At 35.5% G+C, this 19,887-nt stretch carries 13 protein-coding genes and 1 tRNA gene; 9 read left to right on the top strand and 5 right to left on the bottom strand.

Annotated features, from left to right (window positions below; genetic code table 11):
- Positions 1-13 precede the first annotated feature (13 nt).
- Positions 14-87 (bottom strand) — tRNA-Ile (locus V8G56_RS01035).
- Between the two features lie 55 nt (positions 88-142).
- Positions 143-544 carry a methylmalonyl-CoA epimerase gene (mce, locus tag V8G56_RS01030; RefSeq protein WP_395436586.1) on the bottom strand — a complete coding sequence of 134 codons (402 nt, stop codon included), beginning with the start codon at positions 542-544 and terminating at the stop codon, positions 143-145.
- A gap of 79 nt (positions 545-623) precedes the next feature.
- Between mce and rbfA the strand changes: the two genes are divergently transcribed.
- Both rbfA and V8G56_RS01020 read left to right on the top strand, forming a co-directional pair.
- Entirely contained in the window at positions 624-1,019 is a 396-nt protein-coding gene (gene rbfA, locus V8G56_RS01025) for a 30S ribosome-binding factor RbfA (RefSeq protein ID WP_395436585.1), read from the top strand.
- 87 nt (positions 1,020-1,106) lie between these two features.
- Entirely contained in the window at positions 1,107-2,312 is a 1,206-nt protein-coding gene (locus V8G56_RS01020) for an ABC transporter permease (protein WP_395436583.1), read from the top strand.
- Between the two features lie 20 nt (positions 2,313-2,332).
- Here V8G56_RS01020 and dusB read toward each other — a convergent pair whose 3' ends face one another.
- Positions 2,333-3,328, bottom strand: coding sequence for a tRNA dihydrouridine synthase DusB (dusB, locus tag V8G56_RS01015; protein WP_395436582.1), 996 nt, complete (start codon positions 3,326-3,328; stop codon positions 2,333-2,335).
- Positions 3,329-3,390: 62 nt separating this feature from the next.
- Positions 3,391-4,554: a T9SS type A sorting domain-containing protein gene (locus V8G56_RS01010; RefSeq protein WP_395436581.1), complete on the bottom strand. Its 1,164-nt coding sequence runs from the start codon at positions 4,552-4,554 to the stop codon at positions 3,391-3,393.
- Positions 4,555-5,160: 606 nt separating this feature from the next.
- Between V8G56_RS01010 and lepA the strand changes: the two genes are divergently transcribed.
- From lepA to V8G56_RS00975, 7 genes are all read left to right on the top strand, one after another.
- The gene (gene lepA, locus V8G56_RS01005) at positions 5,161-6,957 is read left to right on the top strand and encodes a translation elongation factor 4 (protein WP_395436580.1); all 1,797 of its coding nucleotides are present in this window, start codon (positions 5,161-5,163) and stop codon (positions 6,955-6,957) included.
- 355 nt (positions 6,958-7,312) lie between these two features.
- Positions 7,313-8,515, top strand: coding sequence for a glycogen synthase (gene glgA, locus V8G56_RS01000; RefSeq protein WP_395436579.1), 1,203 nt, complete (start codon positions 7,313-7,315; stop codon positions 8,513-8,515).
- A gap of 108 nt (positions 8,516-8,623) precedes the next feature.
- Positions 8,624-9,892 carry a glucose-1-phosphate adenylyltransferase gene (locus V8G56_RS00995; protein ID WP_395436578.1) on the top strand — a complete coding sequence of 423 codons (1,269 nt, stop codon included), beginning with the start codon at positions 8,624-8,626 and terminating at the stop codon, positions 9,890-9,892.
- A gap of 26 nt (positions 9,893-9,918) precedes the next feature.
- Positions 9,919-11,856 carry an alpha-1,4-glucan--maltose-1-phosphate maltosyltransferase gene (locus V8G56_RS00990; protein WP_395436577.1) on the top strand — a complete coding sequence of 646 codons (1,938 nt, stop codon included), beginning with the start codon at positions 9,919-9,921 and terminating at the stop codon, positions 11,854-11,856.
- 2 nt (positions 11,857-11,858) lie between these two features.
- Entirely contained in the window at positions 11,859-13,490 is a 1,632-nt protein-coding gene (locus tag V8G56_RS00985) for a trehalose synthase (protein WP_395436576.1), read from the top strand.
- 3 nt (positions 13,491-13,493) lie between these two features.
- A complete protein-coding gene (gene glgB, locus V8G56_RS00980; protein ID WP_395436575.1) occupies positions 13,494-15,404 on the top strand; it encodes a 1,4-alpha-glucan branching protein GlgB in 1,911 nt (636 codons plus the stop codon).
- Between the two features lie 135 nt (positions 15,405-15,539).
- Positions 15,540-17,942 (top strand): glycoside hydrolase family 31 protein, encoded by a 2,403-nt coding sequence (locus V8G56_RS00975; RefSeq protein WP_395436574.1) that lies wholly within the window; start codon positions 15,540-15,542, stop codon positions 17,940-17,942.
- Positions 17,943-17,979: 37 nt separating this feature from the next.
- Here V8G56_RS00975 and V8G56_RS00970 read toward each other — a convergent pair whose 3' ends face one another.
- Positions 17,980-19,830 (bottom strand): cation:proton antiporter, encoded by a 1,851-nt coding sequence (locus tag V8G56_RS00970; RefSeq protein WP_395436573.1) that lies wholly within the window; start codon positions 19,828-19,830, stop codon positions 17,980-17,982.
- Positions 19,831-19,887 lie beyond the last annotated feature (57 nt).

The raw sequence follows: 19,887 nt of genomic DNA, 5'->3' as shown, positions 1-19,887 counted from the left end.
TCAGGGTTTTTAGTGGTCCCACCTGGGCTCGAACCAGGGACCACCTGATTATGAGTCAGGTGCTCTAACCAACTGAGCTATAGGACCGAAATTGGCTGCGAATTTAATACTTATTTTATAACTCTACAAGAAATTTATTTGTTTAAATGATTTCTTGACAAAGCTCAATGAGCACTCCATTGGTGGTTTTTGGATGCAAAAAGACAACTAGTTTATTATCAGCTCCTTTTTTGGGTATTTCATTAAGAACTACAAACCCTTCATTCACCAATCTTTTTACTTCTTTTTCAATATCCTCTACATCAAAAGCAATATGGTGAATACCCTCGCCTTTTTTCTCAATAAATTTAGCAATAGGGCTTTCTGGATTTGTTGCTTCCAGTAATTCAATCTTATTAGGTCCAACCTTAAAAAAGGAGGTTTTAACTCCTTCACTTATAACAGCTTCCGTTTTATAATGTGCTTTACCAAAAAGTTTAGCAAACAAAAGGTTTGATGACTCTATGTTTTTAACGGCAATTCCTATGTGTTCAATTTTATTCATTTTAATTCGGTTTAAAGGAAGATACAAATTTTGCAAATCAAAAGTAAGATAATCTTTAAATATCCTCTATTTTTGCACCATGGAAGAAAGTCAAAGACAAAAAAAAATAGCGTCGGTATTACAACGTGATTTAGTGGATGTTTTACAAAATGCTGCCACACAAGGCGGTATGCAGGGGATCCTTATCTCGGTTTCAAAAGTAAAAGTAACGGTTGATTTATCTTTTGCAAAAGTGTATTTAAGCATTTTTCCTAGTGGTAAAGGCAAAGAATTGATTGAGGGCATTAAATCAAACGCACCTCTAATCAAGCATGAAATTGCTCAGCGTACCAAACATCAGTTACGCCGAATGCCAAAACTGGAGTTCTTTATTGATGACTCTTTGGAATATATGGATCAAATTGACCAATCATTAAAAGGCAAAGACAATCCTATTAAAGACCCTAGTATTTTAGACAAACGCAAAAAGTCTTAATTGATGCTTCGTCTGTCAGCCTTTATTTTTACTATGGGTCTGATGGATCATTCTTTTGCTTTCTGTTTTTTCATAATAATATAGATTTTGAATATTTCCTTTTACATAGCAAAACGATATCTGCGCTCTAAAAGCAGCAACAATGCCATAAACTTTATTACCATTATTGCAGGCATAGGAGTTGTTTTAGGTGCCGCCTCACTATTTATTGTTCTGTCTGGATTCGCCGGCTTAAAAGACTTTACACTGCAGTTTTCAAGTATTGTTGACCCCGACTTAAAAGCGGAAACCTCAATTGGAAAGTCCTTTGTTTTAACGAATGATCAAACCAACAAATTAAAAGAATTAAAAGAAGTGGCGCTTTACTCAAAAATAATTGAAGAGCGGGTTATTATTGCTTCTGATGATAAAAATGACATTGTCACCCTTAAAGGTGTTGATGAATCATTTCAAAGTGTTACCAGTATAGATTCTGTTATTGTTCAAGGCGGATGGTTTGAGCAACAAGCCAATCAGGTGGTTGTTGGCTGGGGCGTTTCCAACACCCTTTCCCTTGGGGTTTTAGATTATTCCAAAGTATTAAATATTTATGTTCCAAAACCCGGAAAAGGACAAATAACTTCAACCAATAATGCCTTTAATTCTACAAGAGCTATTAACGTTGGTGTGTTTGATATCAATGAGAAAATCAATGATACTTATGTTTATGGTTCTCTGGATTTAGCGCAGCATTTACTGAATTATGATGAAAATCAGATCACGGGTATAGAATTCAGACTTGCAAGTGGTGCTGATGAAAATACCGCCAAAGAAAAAATACAAACTATATTAGGTAATCATGTCATAATAAAAAACCGGTCTCAGCTTAATGATGCCCTTTATAAAATGCTCAACACTGAAAACCTTGCGGTATATTTAATTTTTACCCTTGTCTTAATTATTGCCTTATTTAATGTGATTGGGTCGATTATTATGATGATTCTTGACAAAAAGAAAACATTAAACACCCTTTTTAACCTTGGGGCGACACTTAAAGACATCAAACGCATTTTCTTTTTTCAAGGAAGTTTAATGACTCTTGTGGGTGGACTGATTGGAATATTGTTGGGTTTTATAATTATTCTGTTGCAAAAATCATTTGCATTAGTGATGATAACTTCTACCCTGCCTTACCCCGTTACTATTAAGTTTGATAACTTCGTGGTTGTATTTCTAACCATTTCAGTGTTAGGAGTTTTAGCCTCAAAAATTGCTTCTGTAAGAATTACTAAAGCTTTAGTGGAAGCCCACTAATTGTTTAATAGGTTTTTCTTTTATTCTGTAAATTGATAATCTGAAAAGTGTTCTAAAACCTCATCAAATGCCGCAAATACATCTGCGGACTGATCACTGGTTACCATTTTGGTGCGATAGTCTTTAAAATGCGGGATGCCTCTGAAATAATTAGTGTAATGCCTTCTGGTTTCAAAAACCCCTAAAGTTTCTCCTTTCCAGTCAATAGCCATTTGTAAATGTCTGCGCGCAGCTTCTACTCTTTCTTCTAAAGAAATGGGTGCTAAATGTTCACCTGTTTTAAAAAAGTGTTTTACTTGTTTAAAAAACCAAGGATTGCCAATACTGGCTCTTCCTATCATGGCCCCATCAAGACCATAAACATCTCTCATTTCCATAGCTCTTTCCGGCGTATCAACATCACCGTTTCCAAAAACAGGAATATGCATTCTAGGATTATTTTTAACCTCAGCAATAGGTTTCCAGTCTGCGCTTCCTTTATACATTTGAGCCCTGGTTCTGCCATGAATAGAAATTGCTTTACAACCAACATCTTGTAGTCTTTCGGCAACCTCAACAATTCTAATAGAATCATGATCCCAACCCAAACGTGTTTTTACAGTAATAGGAATATTGGTGCGCTTTACCATTTCTGCAGTCAATTGTTCCATTAAACACACGTCTTTTAAAATGCCTGCACCTGCGCCTTTACTCACCACTTTTTTAACCGGACAACCAAAATTAATATCAATGATGTCTGGTTTTGATTTTTCAACAATATCAATGGTTTGAAGCATGCTCTCCAGATTTGCTCCAAAAATCTGAATCCCAACAGGACGCTCTTTTTCATAGATATCTAATTTCATAACGCTCTTAGCGGCATTACGTATCAAACCTTCGCTTGAAACAAATTCAGTATACACAACATCAGCTCCTTGCTCTTTACATAGCGCACGAAAAGGAGGATCACTAACGTCTTCCATAGGTGCTAAAAGCAACGGGAAGTCAGGTAGTTCTATGTTATCTATTTTAACCAAGCGTTTGTAATTTGTGGCAAAATTAAGGTTTTTTAAATTAAAATATGTGCGGTAATGGTGGACTAATATTTTAAAACCTTTTTGATAAGGGTCCGTTTATCGGCGGTTGTAATTTTAAACAGATACATACCTGGGCGGAACGCCGTTAAATCGACATTGTCCCTGTTGGTGTGTATCAGGCGCTGCGCCTGCATATTATACACCTCTACCTGAGCGGTTTCAGGCATGTTGATATGCACCATTTCCGCCGTTGGATTTGGATATAAGCTGATAGCCTCGGCATCTACATCGTTCAACGCTAAGGCGGAATCGGAAGTGGTGATTTCAATAAGTTTTCCATCATTAGAGGCTGTAAAGCCCATGTAGGTTTCGCTATAATATTCTGAAGTGACGTAATAGGTGTTTTCATCCCTAAAATCAATCGCTTCGGTTTGTTCTCGGGGGAAACTACTGGAGATGTCATACCGGTTATTATTTCCGGAAAACACATCGTTACCAGTAAAGCCACTACATTCATAAATAAAAGGTTGTAACACATCAAATGTGCTCGTATTCCAGGTATAACCTATTAAAACGACTTTATTGGTTACTGGATTATATGTGCCTCCGTTAATTAAATCGTTAGGGTAGCTAGTATCATAAAGTGTGCTACTTAAAGCGCTTAAGTCAAATGTTCCCGGTGTTTTAGGCACAAGGTAGGCCTGAGCCACGTATGTGTCCCAGTTCTTGCTAATAATCAATAAATTGTTGGCGTCTATAGATATTAGTGATTGGGCATCCCAGGGCGTAGTATCCAAATTCCATATAAAATTCGTTTGATTGGCATAGCTAAAATTAATGGTTTCAGCGCTTACAGAGTTGGAAGCATCATAATCGGCTTTACTAATCTTGTAAATTTTTAAATCCTTTCGGTTACCGTAGTTATTCCCAATGTCGCCTATATAAATATAGTTATCATCCTGAGTAATATCTTCCCAATCCACATTACTGGCATTGGAAATCGTCACCGTTCTGGTAACTACGGATGAGGTTGGATCCATTTCATATAATGCATTAGCGCCGCCACCGTCATTGTGGGTGATGATCTTGTTATTGTAATAGATCACACCGGAGGATTGCGAAACTATGGTGTTATCCAAAGCATATTTTTCAACAACACTGGTAACCTGAGCAAAACCAAATTGTAGGCCTAAGAAAAAAGTAATAAAGCGTAATCCTGTTCTCATGAGGTTGATTATAAAAAAGTTAATAGCCCATTAAAAGTAAAGCATTTTTTATCTCGCTTTACTTTTTTTCGTTGTAAAGCACCTAAAGTCCGTAAAATCCTAAAATGAGTTCTCCAAAAGCGCTCACAGTAAAAAGTAGTGATAGTGAACCGTCAAGAATCAGACTTACACACTACCAAACCCCAGGCCAAGCATAAAAAACAACATTACTGATTAGGGCCACATATTGATACGCCGGTTTAAAAATACCAAAATGCCATAAGAATGAAAACCAAGATAGACGGCCATCAAGGATTTTAGGATATTTTGTTGGTCAATTGCTGTAATCGAAATCCTATATAATATGTCAGGGAAGTAGCGGTATACAACGGCCCCCGGAATAACTACAGCTACTGAAATGAGCAAGTAAATTATAGATCGAATTTCCACTTTGAATTTTAGCATTTCCGTTTAAATGAGTGATATCCATATGTACTAAAGATTTCGATTTCTAAAACCCGCTCATTTTTCTTTAAAAATATTCGTGAAAGCTAGAATAAATTCAATAAATTATTCCAGATAAAATCATCTATATTTGCAAATTAAATCTAGGGTTAGATTGTTTTTATGAAGAATATAAGGAATTTTTGCATTATTGCACATATAGATCACGGAAAGAGCACGCTTGCCGATCGTTTGTTGGACTCCACCGGATCTGTAACAGATAGAGAAAAGCAAGATCAGCTTTTAGACACTATGGACTTAGAGCGCGAACGCGGTATTACCATAAAGTCGCATGCTATTCAAATGGATTATACTTATAAAGGAGAGGAATATGTTTTAAATTTAATTGATACTCCTGGACATGTTGATTTTTCATATGAAGTCTCTCGGTCTATTGCTGCCTGTGAAGGCGCCTTGCTTATTGTGGATGCGGCTCAAAGTATACAGGCTCAAACCATCTCTAATTTATATTTGGCTTTAGAACATGATTTAGAAATTATTCCTGTTCTAAACAAAGTAGATTTGCCCAGTGCGAACCCCGAAGAAGTTACTGATGACATCGTAGATTTATTGGGTTGTGATCCTTCAGATATTATACATGCCAGTGGTAAAACAGGTTATGGTATAGACAATATTCTTGCTGCTGTTATTGAAAGAATTCCGGCGCCAAAAGGAAATGTCGATGAGCCTTTGCAAGCCTTGATTTTTGATTCTGTTTATAATCCTTTTAGGGGTGTTGAAACCTATTTTAGAGTTATCAACGGATCTATCAAAAAGAACCAGCTGGTAAAGTTTATAGCAACCGGTAAGACCTATAATGCCGACGAAGTTGGCACCTTAAGGTTAAAACAATTTCCCAGAGCTGAAATCAAAGCGGGTGATGTTGGGTATTTAATTACTGGTATCAAAGAAGCAAAAGAGGTAAAGGTTGGTGACACCATAACCGATGCAAAAAACCCTACTAAAAATGCAATCTCTGGTTTTGAGGACGTGAAGCCTATGGTATTTGCGGGTATTTATCCTGTTGATACGGATGATTATGAAGAGCTTCGAAATTCTATGGAAAAATTACAACTTAATGATGCGTCATTAGTGTTTCTTCCTGAAAGTTCAGCCGCTTTAGGGTTTGGATTCCGTTGTGGCTTTTTAGGAATGCTTCACATGGAAATCATACAGGAACGCTTAGAGCGTGAGTTTGATATGACCGTTATCACTACTGTCCCTAACGTATCTTATCACGCCTTTACCAGAAAACATCCTGACCAAATCATTGTGGTCAACAACCCAAGTGATCTTCCAGATCCTTCTGGTTTAGACCGCGTTGAAGAGCCTTATATAAAAGCATCCATCATAACAAAATCAGATTTTGTTGGGAACGTCATGTCATTATGTATTGATAAACGCGGAGTTATAACCAATCAAACCTATTTAACTCCAGAACGTGTTGAACTTAATTTTGACATGCCTTTGGCGGAAATTGTATTTGATTTTTATGACCGTTTAAAAACAGTGTCTAAAGGCTATGCTTCTTTTGATTACCATCCAATAGGCATGAAACAATCAAAATTGGTGCGTGTTGACATTCTTTTAAACGCACAGCCTGTTGATGCCTTATCGGCATTAATTCACGCAGATAACGCCCAAAACATTGGTAAAAAAATGTGTGAAAAGTTGAGGGAATTAATCCCTCGTCAGCAATTTGACATCCCTATTCAAGCAGCTATAGGCGCCAAAATTATTTCAAGAGAGACTATTAAGGCTTTGAGAAAAGATGTAACAGCAAAGTGTTATGGTGGTGATATTTCCAGAAAACGAAAACTTTTAGAAAAACAGAAAAAGGGTAAAAAAAGGATGCGCCAGGTAGGTAATGTAGAAATTCCTCAGGAAGCATTTATGGCCGTATTAAAGCTTAATGATTAAGGCCTGGCTAAGCCTTAACAAATAATTCCATTAGGTTTTTATAAAAAAATTCTCCAAGCGCTTCAAACTTATTTGAAGCGCTTTTTTTATTAAATTCTTATACAATTCAAAGCAAAATTTCAAAACAGAATTATTAAAAAAATCGATTTAGATGAAATATTCTTAAAAAAACTCGAATTCTAGAAAATTATCAATAATAGTGTAGCGTTCATGCCTTTGATTTGGAATAATATTTTTAAGTTTATAGGCTTATCATTTTAAGCACAAAGGGATTAAAAACAATGGTTTATAAAACAGGTTGTATTTAAAGTCCTTTGGCTAAATGGAATGCACAAAATAACATTATCAGATTATTATGAAGGTACTTTTTTTTACGAGAGAATTTCCACCTTATGTTTATGGTGGCGCGGGTGTACATGTTGAATATTTAGCCGATGAATTAAGTAAACTCATGGAAGTAGATGTGAGGTGTTTTGGTGACCAGGATTTACAAAACGGAAATTTGACTGTGAAAGGGTTTCCTTATGAAAACGAAGTGTTTAATGACAGTAACTCAAAGCTTAAAGCGGTTTTTCAAACCCTGAGCACTTGTATTCAAATGAACGCAAAAGACAGTCATGCAGATATTGTTCATTGTCATACCTGGTATGCCCAGTTTGCCGGTATAGTGGCTAAACTATGTTATGGCATTCCTCTAGTAATAACAACCCACTCTTTAGAGCCGCTAAGACCATGGAAAAGAGAGCAGTTAGGTCGTGGTTATGATGCCTCTTCATGGGTAGAAAAAACAGCTATTGAAATGGCGGATGCTGTTATTGCGGTATCAAAAGAAACCAAAGACGATGTATTAAAATATTTCAATGTTGATGAAAGCAAAATAAAAGTTATATATAACGGAATTAACCTGCAGGAGTACGTTGTTACAAACGAAACCTCCACTTTAAAAGCCTATGGCATTGACCAAACAAAGCCTTATGTCCTTTTTGTGGGCAGAATTACCAGGCAAAAAGGAATCATTCATCTGGTAAATGCCATAAAATATATCGATCCAGAAACACAGATTGTTTTATGTGCCGGAGCTCCAGATACTGCAGACATTGCAAAAGAAATGGAGGAGAGTGTGGCTGAAGTTAAAAAGACCAGAAAAAATGTAATTTGGATTGATAAAATGCTTGACAAAAAAGAAGTTATTCAGCTGTATTCTCATGCCGATGTGTTTTGCTGTCCGTCAATCTATGAGCCTTTTGGTATTATAAATATTGAAGCCATGGCTTGCAAAACAGCCGTAGTAGCCAGTGCGGTTGGTGGCATTAAGGAAGTTGTTGTTGAAGGTGAAACGGGCATATTAGTGCCTTTAGAACAGCAAAGTACAGCGCCTTTTGAGCCCGTAAATCCAGATAAATTTTCAAGAGATCTTGCAGACGGTATTAACAAATTAACAAGCAATAAGGCGTTGAGAGAAACCATGGCTTTGAACGGCAGAAAACGTGTGGAAGATTATTTTGATTGGACTGCTATTGCCAAACAAGTAGAAAACCTATATGAATCATTAACCTAATACTGTTATCTATAATTAAAATTTTAATTGTAAATTAACGCAATGCGTTCTCTGATTAAAAAACACATTAAAAAGGACATACATTTATAATTTCTTAAATTAACATACATGATTAACGACAAGGTATTAGCCATCATTTTAGGCGGTGGTCAAGGATCAAGACTGCATCCTCTTACACATGAAAGATCAAAACCCGCTGTTCCAATAGCAGGGAAATATAGGCTTGTTGATATTCCTATATCCAATTGTATTAATTCTGATATTAAACGCATGTTTGTGTTAACTCAATTTAATTCAGCTTCCTTAAACAGACACATAAAAGACACCTATCATTTTAGCTTTTTTAGTTCTGCCTTTGTTGATGTACTGGCTGCTGAACAAACACCACATAATAAAACCTGGTTTCAAGGTACTGCAGATGCGGTAAGACAAAGTATGCATCATTTTTTAAGACATGATTTTGATTATGTTTTAATCCTGTCTGGTGATCAATTATATCAAATGGACTATGAATTGATGATTGAGGCTCATATGAAAAATAATGCCGAAATATCAATTGCCACCATTCCTGTAAACGCCAAAGACGCGACTTCCTTTGGTATTTTAAAAGCTGATGATCAAAATGTGGTCACTTCTTTTATAGAAAAACCAAATGCCGATTTATTACCTGAATGGTCGTCAGAAGTAAGTGATGAAATGAAATCTCAAGGTAGAAATTACTTAGCCTCAATGGGTATTTACATATTTAACAGAGAGTTGCTTGTTGAATTAATGAATGATCCAAATACTAATGATTTTGGAAAAGAAATTATTCCTCAAAATATTGAAACGCATAAAACATTAAGTTATCAATATGAAGGTTATTGGACAGATATAGGAAATATAGATTCATTCTTTGAGGCAAATATTGGCTTAACCAATGACATTCCACAATTTGATTTATATAATAAATCAAAGCGTATTTATACAAGAGCCAGAATGTTACCCACGTCAAAAATAGAAGGCACCTTATTAAATAAAGCTGTTATTGCTGAAGGCTGTATTATTAGCGCGGCGAAAATTGAGCGATCTGTTATTGGTATTCGTTCAAGAATTGGTAAAGAGAGTACCATTGTAAACACCTACATGATGGGTAGTGATTCTTACGAAACACTTGAGGAAATTGAAAATTATAAAATTAAAATCCTTATGGGCATTGGTGAGCGCTGCTTCATTAATAATGCCATTGTCGATAAAAACTGTCGAATTGGTGACGATGTTCGAATAAATGGAGGAAGCCATTTGGAAGATAAAGAGACCGATATGTATGTTATAAAAGAAGGCATTGTGGTTATTAAAAAAGGAGCGATCATTCCTGTAGGATACACCATTGAATAATTTATTGACTCAAATCTAAACAAATAATGCAAAATCAAAAAAGGGTTGTCATTGATTATGTTTACCCAAAAATAAATAACGGCGACTTTTATATAAAACGGGTTGTTGGTGAAGTAGTAGCCGTTGATGCGAACGTTCTTGGTGACGGACACGATATTATAGCTGCTTCTGTACTATACAAACATGAATCAGAAAAAAAATGGAGTGAAACCCGGATGAACCTTATTGGTAATGACGAATGGAAAGCCGCATTTACTGTTGAAAAACAAGGTTATTATGCTTATAAGGTTGAAGCTTGGGTTGATTATGCGCTTAACTGGCAACATGGTATTCAAAGAAAGATAGAAGACAATCAACACGTTAAATCTGAATTGCTTGAAGGTATGGAATTCCTAAAAACTACAAGCAAAAAAAGTAATGATGCTGAAAAAAAATATCTTGATAGATTAAAAGAGGTGTTTGAAAATGAACAACACTATCAAGAGGCCATTAAAGAAGCCACCAGTAAAAAACTTCATGATATTTTTACAAAATATCCAGAAAAAAAATTAGCAAACAACTCCAAAGAATACCCAGTTTATGTTGATAGATTAAAAGCAAGGTTTAGTACCTGGTACGAATTTTTCCCGCGCTCAGCATCTCAACAGCCTGGTGTGCATGGCACTTTTAAAGACTGTGAAAGGTTGTTGCCTAAAGTTGCTAAAATGGGTTTTGACACTTTATACTTTCCGCCAATTCACCCAATAGGAGAAGTTAACAGGAAGGGCAAAAACAACACCACAACAGCCTATGAAGGAGACGTAGGTTCTACATGGGGCATAGGTTCTCAATACGGTGGTCATAAAGACATTAACCAGCAATTAGGTTCTATTGAAGATTTTAAAGCTTTAATTAAAAAGGCTAAAGAACTTAATATTGAAATCGCGATGGATTATGCCCTTCAGGCAGCTCCAGACCATCCTTGGGTAAAGGAACATCCGGATTGGTTTAAGTGGCGCCCAGATGGCACCGTTCAATATGCTGAAAATCCACCAAAAAAGTATCAGGATATTTTGCCTATTTACTGGGAAACCAAGGACTATAAAAACCTGTGGCAAGAATGTTTAGACACCTTATTTTATTGGATTGATTGCGGTATCAATGTGTTTAGAGTAGATAATCCACATACGAAACCCTATTATTTCTGGAATTGGATAATAAATGAAGTAAAAGCGAAACACCCTGATGTTTTGTTTTTAGCAGAAGCCTTTACAAGACCAAAAGTAATGCAGCAGTTGGGAAAACAGGGATACACCCAATCTTACACTTATTTTACCTGGAGAAACAACAAACAAGAACTCATAGAATATATTGAAGAATTAACAAAAACGGAGCAACGTGAGTATATGCGTCCAAATTTCTGGCCTAATACGCCGGATATTAACCCATACCACTTACAAGGAGCCAATGAATCAAAATACATTCAACGCTATGTTTTAGCCGCCACATTAAGTTCCAATATAGGAATCTATGGTCCTGTCTTTGAACAAATGATTGATGCTGCCATACCCGGGAAAGAAGAATATTTGAATTCTGAAAAATTTCAGTTATGTTATTATGATTGGTATAAAGAAAATAAGCTCACCACTATTATTACCAAAGTCAATCAATTAAGACATCAAAACGAAGCGCTTCAGCAAACAAATAACATTAAATTCTGTTATATAGAAAATAATAACTTAATGGCTTTTTATAAGTGGAATGATGCTAAAACTAATGAGCTTTTAATTATAATAAGCCTGGATCCTTATTATTCACAACAAGGTTCCGTGAAAGTTCCTTTGAATGATTTAAAAATAAATCAAGAGCGCGCTTATCAAATGCATGATTTAGTAACCGAAAGCGTTTATAATTGGTATAATGAATGGAATTATGTTGAATTACATCCAACGCTGCCTTTTCATATTTTTAAGATCACTAAGTAATCATGTCTAAAAAAAATGACATAAAAACTCCTGCGCCAAAATCATTAAATTTCGATGATAATTGGGAAGATTTATTGGATAATAAAGCTTTTGTTAAAGTTTTTCTGTCAGACGTTTTAGGTGATTATATTTTAAAACAACGCTGGTATGGTGGAAAAGCAAGCGTTATTAAATACATAGAACTAGCCGAATATTTTCGAATTCAGCAATTCGGTGAGGTGTATTATGGTTTAATTCTTGAAATTGATTTTGTTGAAGCCTTTTATCAGCATTATTTTTTGCCAATTGCTTTTGTAACAGATGAAGATTTTGCGCCAAAGGACCGCATTCTTCCCATTAGCATCAAAGGAAACCAAGGTTATATAATTGACGCCACCAATTTAGAATCGTTTAGAAAATTAGTTTTTGAACGTATTCTTACGGCGCTTCCAAAAGACACCACCAAAGTACAATACCAAAAAAGCCGGTTTTTTACAAATGTCTCCTATGAGTCTTCAAGGTTTATGGGCTTAGAACAAAGCAATACTTCTATAATTTACAATGACAAGTATGTTTTAAAGTTTTTCAGACGCCTTTACGCCGATAAAAATCCTGATTTTGAAATGAGCCAGTTTCTATCTGAAAAAAAGGGTTTCAAAAACACTCCTGCTTATTTAGGTTGTATTAATGTAGTAGATTCGGATAATGATAATATCACTATAGGTCTATTACAAGAACTGGTGCCAAATGACGGAGACGCCTGGGACTACATGCTTAAAGAGCTACATAAAGTGTTTTCTAATTTAGAATACAAAAACATTAAAATTGATTCCTTACCCAATACTGCCTTGTTTCAGCGTCTTAATATTCGTGATATACCACCACAAATTATTGACTGGGCCGGCTTAAACTTGTTTTCAAAAATTAAAACCTTAGCAAAGCGCACCGCAGAAATGCATATTGCACTGGGGTCTGAATTTGAAGAAACGGCTTTTACCCCAACCCATTTTAATGATGATTATACGGTTTGGTTAAAGAATAGAATGCTTTACCAATTCCAAAACAGATTAAATACTATTGAAAATAATTTACATAAATTAGACGGTTTAGCCCTGGAATTAGCACATGAGTTTCTCAACAAGAAAAACATCATTAGAAAGCGCTTTGTTACTTTTGACTGGACTAAACTTAAAGGAGAGCGTATTCGTGTTCATGGCGATTATCATTTAGGGCAGGTTTTAGTAAAAGATGATGATTTTTATATTTTAGACTTTGAAGGCGAGCCTGAAAGCACTATCAGAGACAGAAAAGTTAAACAGCCTCCTTTAAAAGATGTTGCCGGGCTGTTTAGATCATTTCATTATGCTATTTATGCTACTATTTTTAACAATATAAACCATTATAAAGCCCCTCAAGAGGATTTGTTTAAAGCGGGCGAAATACTTTATCGCTACATTACAGGTTTATTTTTAGGAACCTATGTTACTGAAACACAAAATGCCAATTTAAATTTAGGCTACAATCAAGAACGTCTATTTATATTAAAATACTGCCTGCTAGAAAAAGCAGTTTATGAATTAGGTTATGAACTTAATTCGCGCCCACAATGGGCTGTCATTCCTTTGAAAGGAATTTCTAATATCATTAATCATTAATACATGGCACAAGTAAAAGCTTACAGTCTGTTTACAGACTTCGACATTAATTTATTCAAAGCAGGAAAACATTATAGACTTTATGAAAAATTCGGGTCTCATCTGGCGACTGTTGATGGTATTGAAGGAACCTATTTTGCGGTTTGGGCACCCAGCGCTAAAAAAGTCTCTGTTATTGGTGATTTTAACTTTTGGATTGAAGGGGAGCATCAATTAAACGTTAGATGGGATGGAAGCGGTATCTGGGAAGGTTTTATTCCCTTTGTAGGTAAAGGGAATACCTATAAATATAAAATTCATAGTCATCATAATGACATAAAAACAGAGAAAGCAGATCCTTATGCAAGACGCTGTGAACATCCACCAAAAACAGCTTCCATTGTTTGGGATGACTCCTATAAATGGAAGGATAAAACCTGGATGAAAAAACGAAAAAAACACAATGCGCTTGATGCACCATACTCTGTTTATGAGGTTCATTTAGGGTCGTGGAAAAAACATCTGGAAGAGGATCGTTTTTTATCCTATTATGAATTGGCAGATGACTTAGTAAGCTATGTCAAAGATATGAATTTTACACATGTTGAATTGATGCCCATTATGGAATTTCCATATGACCCATCTTGGGGTTACCAAATTACGGGTTACTTTGCACCAACTTCAAGGTTTGGATATCCAGAAGAATTTAAATATTTAGTAGATAAACTACATCAAAGCGATATAGGGATTATTTTAGATTGGGTACCTTCTCATTTCCCAGAAGATGCGCACGGTCTTGGCTTTTTTGATGGCTCATCCCTATATGAACATCCAGATAGAAGAAAAGGCTATCATCAGGACTGGAAAAGCTTGATTTTTAACTATGGCCGTAATGAAGTAAAATCATTTTTAATTAGTAACGCTGTGTTTTGGCTAGAACAATATCATGCGGACGGTCTGCGTGTTGATGCGGTAGCCTCTATGTTGTTTTTAGACTACTCCAGAAAAGATGGAGAATGGGAGCCTAATATTTACGGAGGAAGAGAAAACCTTGAAGTCATAGATTTTCTAAAAGAATTAAATGAAGAGGTTTATAAATCTTTTCCAGACGTACAAACCATTGCCGAGGAATCAACAGCGTTTCCTATGGTTTCAAAACCAACGTTTATTGGAGGGCTTGGTTTTGGAATGAAATGGATGATGGGCTGGATGCATGATACTTTAGAATATTTTGCAAAGGATTCCATTTACAGAAAATACCATCAGAATGAAATCACATTCAGTTTAGCCTACGCATTTACTGAAAACTTTATGTTGCCATTATCACATGATGAAGTGGTTTATGGCAAGAAATCAATCTTAGGAAGAATGCCTGGAGATGAATGGCAAAGATTTGCCAATTTACGCTTGCTTTATGGATATATGTTTACACATCCTGGCACCAAATTACTGTTTATGGGTGGTGAGTTTGGACAATCTAGCGAGTGGGATTTTGAAGGTAGTTTAGACTGGAATTTATTAGAATACAAATCCCATAAAACGCTTCAAAATTATTTTAAATCCTTAAACTCTTTTTATAAAACGACGCCGGCATTATTTGAAAAAGCCTTTAGTGGTGAAGGCTTTGAGTGGATAAGTTATGACGATCATCAAAATTCGGTCATTTCTTATATTAGAAAAGGCTATAAAGAAGAAAACAATGTCGTGGTCGTTTGTAATCTTACCCCTAAAGTTCACGAAAAATACCATATAGGTCTTCCTGTAAAAGGAAAACTTTCTGAAGTGTTCAATAGTGATGCTGAAGAATTTGGCGGCAGTGGCGTTTCCAACAAAAAATCCATAACAATAAAGAAACAGCCATGGAATGGTAAAGAATATTCTGCTGAGGTTGTTTTACCTCCTTTAGGCATGTGTGTTTTTAATATAAAACCATAGATTGTTAGAGTTTGATTAATATTTTACCTCTAACATTACAAAATACACAATAAAGCGCCTTTCTTTTTGTAAAAAAAAGGGGCGCTAAATTTATTAAATTTAGTATTTTCGCCTTCTTACTAAATTGCATTATTCATGATATTAAATACTGAATTAGAATATAAAGGGAACCTGTTTCCGTCCAAAATAATTTCATACAAAAAAAACTTAGATACGCTGGCTTTTACTACTGAAAACAATGTGATATTGCATATCACAGTTGTAAGAGATAGTGTTTTAAGATTCAGATATACAACTCGAGGTAATTTTGATAAAGATTTTTCTTATGCCATTACAAAATATGCCAGCAGAGGGTATAATTTCCTTGAGGTTACAGAAGATCCTGATAAGTATATCATCACGACTTCAAAATTAATTTGCCATGTCTCAAAAGCTGACACACGCACAGCTATTTTTGACAGCAAAGATAAATCACTTATATGTGAAGACGAAATTGGGTTTCACTGGGAAGAAAGCTATGAATTTGGTGGGGACATTGTTAAAATGTCAAAAACATCTCATACAGGTGAAGCATATTATGGTTTAGGAGACAAGCCGGTTGATAACAATTTAAAGGGTAAACGCTTTGAAAACTGGGTTACTGATTCTTATGCTTTTGGAAAAGATACCGATCCCATTTATAAAGCCATCCCGTTTTATACTGGTCTTTTACAAAACAAAAATGCCTACGGAATCTTTTTTGATAACACCTTTCGTTCTTTCTTCGATTTTTGCCATGAACGTAGAAATATAACTAGTTTTTGGGCTCAAGGCGGTGAAATGAACTATTACTTTTTTTATGGTCCTGACATGTCTGAAGTGGTTACAAACTATACAGACTTAACAGGAAGACCTCATGAAATGCCCGCATTATGGACTTTAGGATATCATCAGTGTAAATGGAGTTACTATCCAGAATCTAACGTTAAAGCCATTGCCGCAAAGTTCAGAAAATTAAAAATTCCTTGTGATGCCATTTATTTAGACATTGATTATATGGAAGGCTTTAGGTGCTTTACCTGGAATAAAGAATACTTTCCAGACCCTAAGAGAATGGTAAAAGAATTGGCTGATGACGGATTTAAAACCATTGTTATTATTGATCCAGGGATTAAAATTGACGATGATTATAGTGTGTTTAAAGAAGGTCTGGATAAGGACTATTTCTGTAAACGAGCTGATGGCCCTTATATGAAAGGAAAGGTTTGGCCTGGAGAATGTTATTTTCCAGACTTCACAAACCCAGAAGTTCGTGAATGGTGGTCAGACTTATTTAAAGAACTTGTCGAAGATATAGGTGTTAAAGGGGTGTGGAATGATATGAATGAGCCGGCCGTTATGGATGTGCCAGGGAAAACTTTCCCAAATGATGTAAGGCACGAATATGATGGAAACAGATGTAGCCACAGAAAAGCTCATAATATTTATGGCATGCAAATGGCCAGGGCCACCTACCAAGGTTTGAAAAAATTCTCTTACCCTAAGAGGCCTTTTGTCATCACACGTGCAGCATATTCTGGAACACAACGTTATACCTCTACCTGGACAGGAGATAATGTGGCCACATGGGAACATTTAAGTATTGCTAATATACAGGCACAACGCATGTGTATGTCCGGCTACTCTTTTGTGGGTTCTGATATTGGAGGTTTTGCAGAGCAACCAAACGGCGAATTGTATGCGCGCTGGATTCAGTTGGGTGTTTTTCATCCGTTTTGTAGAACGCATTCATCGGGGGATCATGGTGATCAAGAGCCTTGGGCTTTTGGCACTAACATAACCAATGTGGTTAGAAAATTTATTGAATTAAGGTATGAATTACTGCCTTATTTATATACTGCTTTTTGGAGGTATGCTAATGAAGGTATTCCAATATTAAAATCTTTAGTCTTATTTGATCAACAAGACCCACATACGCACTACAGAAATGACGAATTTGTCTTTGGTGAAAAAATATTGATATGCCCAATATTAGAACCAAATGCTAAAGGCCGAAGAATGTACTTACCCGTTGGAAATTGGTATAATTTCTGGACAGATGAAGTAGTTGAAGGCGGACAAGAATTATGGGTAGATGCTGATTTAGACTCAATGCCCATTTTTATTAAAGAAGGCGCTATTATTCCAAAATACCCGGTACAACAATATGTAGGAGAAAAGGAAATTGAAGAAGTTGTGCTTGATATTTACTTCAAAAGAGGAAAAGAAACTTCTCAAATTTATGATGATGCCCATGATGGGTATGATTATATTAAAGGAAGGTACAGTCTTAGGGACTTAACACTCATTGGTAAGGAAAATGAATTAATCATTCAACAGTACAAATCTGGGAAATATACTGCTCCTTATGAAACATTTAAACTCAGATTACATGGATTGCCATTTAAAGTAACCAAGTTAGAAATTGATAAAGAAGGGTTTATCTGTGAGGATATAAAAGACAACGGAGAGACTACTTTAATTATCAGCAAAGACTTTACAGAAATTCATATTAAATAATCTTAACGTTATTTAATCTATAAATGACCCCTAGGTTTTAATTTAACTTAGGGGTTTTTATTTCATTAATTCGTTTTCCTAAATACACGAACTTATAGCCTTTTTCCACTTTACTAATCGCTTTGTTATAAGAAGAAATAATTTCTAATACCCCTCTTTTATCTTTAACTAAAAGCGGAATTCTATCTGGGTCGGCATTAGTGATCTCAATTAACTCTTCATAATGCGCTCTGTCTTTAATTTCAATTTCGTGAATTTTAGGATATTTACGAGCTACTTCTGTTAGTTGAATGAAATCATCGGTGTGCGAAAACAAACCTTCTTTAGGAGTGTTTTCTTCTGGACCATTCATTTCTTCGACGGTAATTAACCTAAAGGAACCGTTTTCTCCAAATTGTGCTTGAAACTTGCTAATTGCATATTTATTAATGTCGGCACTGCCTGTTAAAGCCATTAAAAAACCCACGTCATTAAGCTCAATATTATCCTCTAATGTATCAGAATAAATATCAACATTAATCGCTTCTAAATCTAGTTCTTGTGCTAATTTTATATTGGTTTGGTTGCTGTCTATTAAGACTACATGTCGTCCATTATCTTCCAAATATCTGCCAATTAATCTAGAAAATTGAGAGGCTCCAACAATTAAAATACCTTCCGATCTCACAAGAAAAACACCTATTAATTTAGCAAAAGGTCTGGCTGTTGTTGCGTTAAGTAAAACCGTCCCCAGAACAATCATAAATACCAAGGGCGTGATATATTGTGCATCAACTATCCCTTTTTTAGCAAGTGTTAAACCAAATAAAGAGGCAATCCCTGCTGCCACGATTCCTCTTGGGCCAACCCAACTAATAAAAAGCTTTTCATTAAATTTTAGTGTTGACTTGTGTGTGCTAATAAATACGCCTAAAGGACGTATTAAAAAAACCACTAAAGCAAACAATATAACCGCATTCCAATTATAAATTAAGAATAAATCATCAATATTAATATTCGCTGCAAGGAGAATGAATAAAATAGAGATTAGTAAAACACTTAATGATTCCTTAAAATAAAGCAGTTCCTTTAAATAAGGCGATTTGGAGTTTCCTAATACCATACCCATAACCACAACTGCCAGCAAACCCGATTCATGAGCAAAGACGTCAGACAAAACAAAAACACCTAAAACAGCAGCTAAAGCAAATACATTCAATAGATAGTGTGGTATTAACTTTTTGTTGATGGAAAAATTCAAGGCATGTGCAAAAGTAAATCCGAATGTAGAACCGAACAATACAATCTTACCAAATTCTATTAATGCCGTTTTTGTAAACTCGCCTCCAGCTTCAACACTAATAAATTCAAAAACAAGTACGGCAACCAAGGCTCCGATAGGGTCTATTAAAATACCTTCCCATTTTAAAACTGCCGACACATCCTTTTTTAGTGGTATATTTCTTAAAATAGGTGTAATTACTGTTGGGCCAGTAACGATTATCAAGGCCGCAAATAAAAAACAGATTTCCCAGCTTAAATAGAATACATAATGCGCGGCAATTGCTGCACCAAAAAAAGTAACTAAAGAACCTATTGTAATGAGCTTTGTAATAATTGGGCCTACATTTTTTATCTCTCCCAGCTTTAGTGTCAAACCCCCTTCAAATAAAATAATACTGATGGCAAGGGATACAAAATAAAATAAGCTTTCTCCTGGAAAAAGCCCTTCATTTCCGTCCCAAATAGGTTGAATCCATTTGGTCCCGTCAGCCGACAAGTATTCAGAAGCAACAGGCCCTACTAATAAGCCAATAAGGATTAAAGGTAAAATGGCTGGTATTTTCAATTTCCAAGCGACCCATTGGGCTAAAATTCCTAAAATAACAATACCCGCTAATGCTAACATAAATCTTTTTTTGCTTGTTTTGAGTAAAGGTAAATAAGAATAACTAAAATAAATAAT

It is taken from the genome of Gaetbulibacter aquiaggeris, from assembly GCF_044003965.1.
GTDB classification, from domain to species: Bacteria; Bacteroidota; Bacteroidia; order Flavobacteriales; family Flavobacteriaceae; genus Yeosuana; species Yeosuana aquiaggeris.
This window is presented reverse-complemented; position numbering and strand designations above follow the sequence as displayed.

What these genes read in the sequence shown, in the direction of transcription:
- glgB (WP_395436575.1), top strand. Translation starts at nt 13,494, where the DNA reads ATGGCACAAGTAAAAGCTTACAGTCTGTTTACAGACTTCGACATTAAT.
- V8G56_RS00975 (WP_395436574.1), top strand. Translation starts at nt 15,540, where the DNA reads ATGATATTAAATACTGAATTAGAATATAAAGGGAACCTGTTTCCGTCC.
- lepA (WP_395436580.1), top strand. Translation starts at nt 5,161, where the DNA reads ATGAAGAATATAAGGAATTTTTGCATTATTGCACATATAGATCACGGA.
- glgA (WP_395436579.1), top strand. Translation starts at nt 7,313, where the DNA reads ATGAAGGTACTTTTTTTTACGAGAGAATTTCCACCTTATGTTTATGGT.
- rbfA (WP_395436585.1), top strand. Translation starts at nt 624, where the DNA reads ATGGAAGAAAGTCAAAGACAAAAAAAAATAGCGTCGGTATTACAACGT.
- V8G56_RS00985 (WP_395436576.1), top strand. Translation starts at nt 11,859, where the DNA reads ATGTCTAAAAAAAATGACATAAAAACTCCTGCGCCAAAATCATTAAAT.
- V8G56_RS00995 (WP_395436578.1), top strand. Translation starts at nt 8,624, where the DNA reads ATGATTAACGACAAGGTATTAGCCATCATTTTAGGCGGTGGTCAAGGA.
- V8G56_RS01010 (WP_395436581.1), bottom strand. Translation starts at nt 4,554, where the DNA reads ATGAGAACAGGATTACGCTTTATTACTTTTTTCTTAGGCCTACAATTT.
- mce (WP_395436586.1), bottom strand. Translation starts at nt 544, where the DNA reads ATGAATAAAATTGAACACATAGGAATTGCCGTTAAAAACATAGAGTCA.
- V8G56_RS00970 (WP_395436573.1), bottom strand. Translation starts at nt 19,830, where the DNA reads ATGTTAGCATTAGCGGGTATTGTTATTTTAGGAATTTTAGCCCAATGG.
- V8G56_RS00990 (WP_395436577.1), top strand. Translation starts at nt 9,919, where the DNA reads ATGCAAAATCAAAAAAGGGTTGTCATTGATTATGTTTACCCAAAAATA.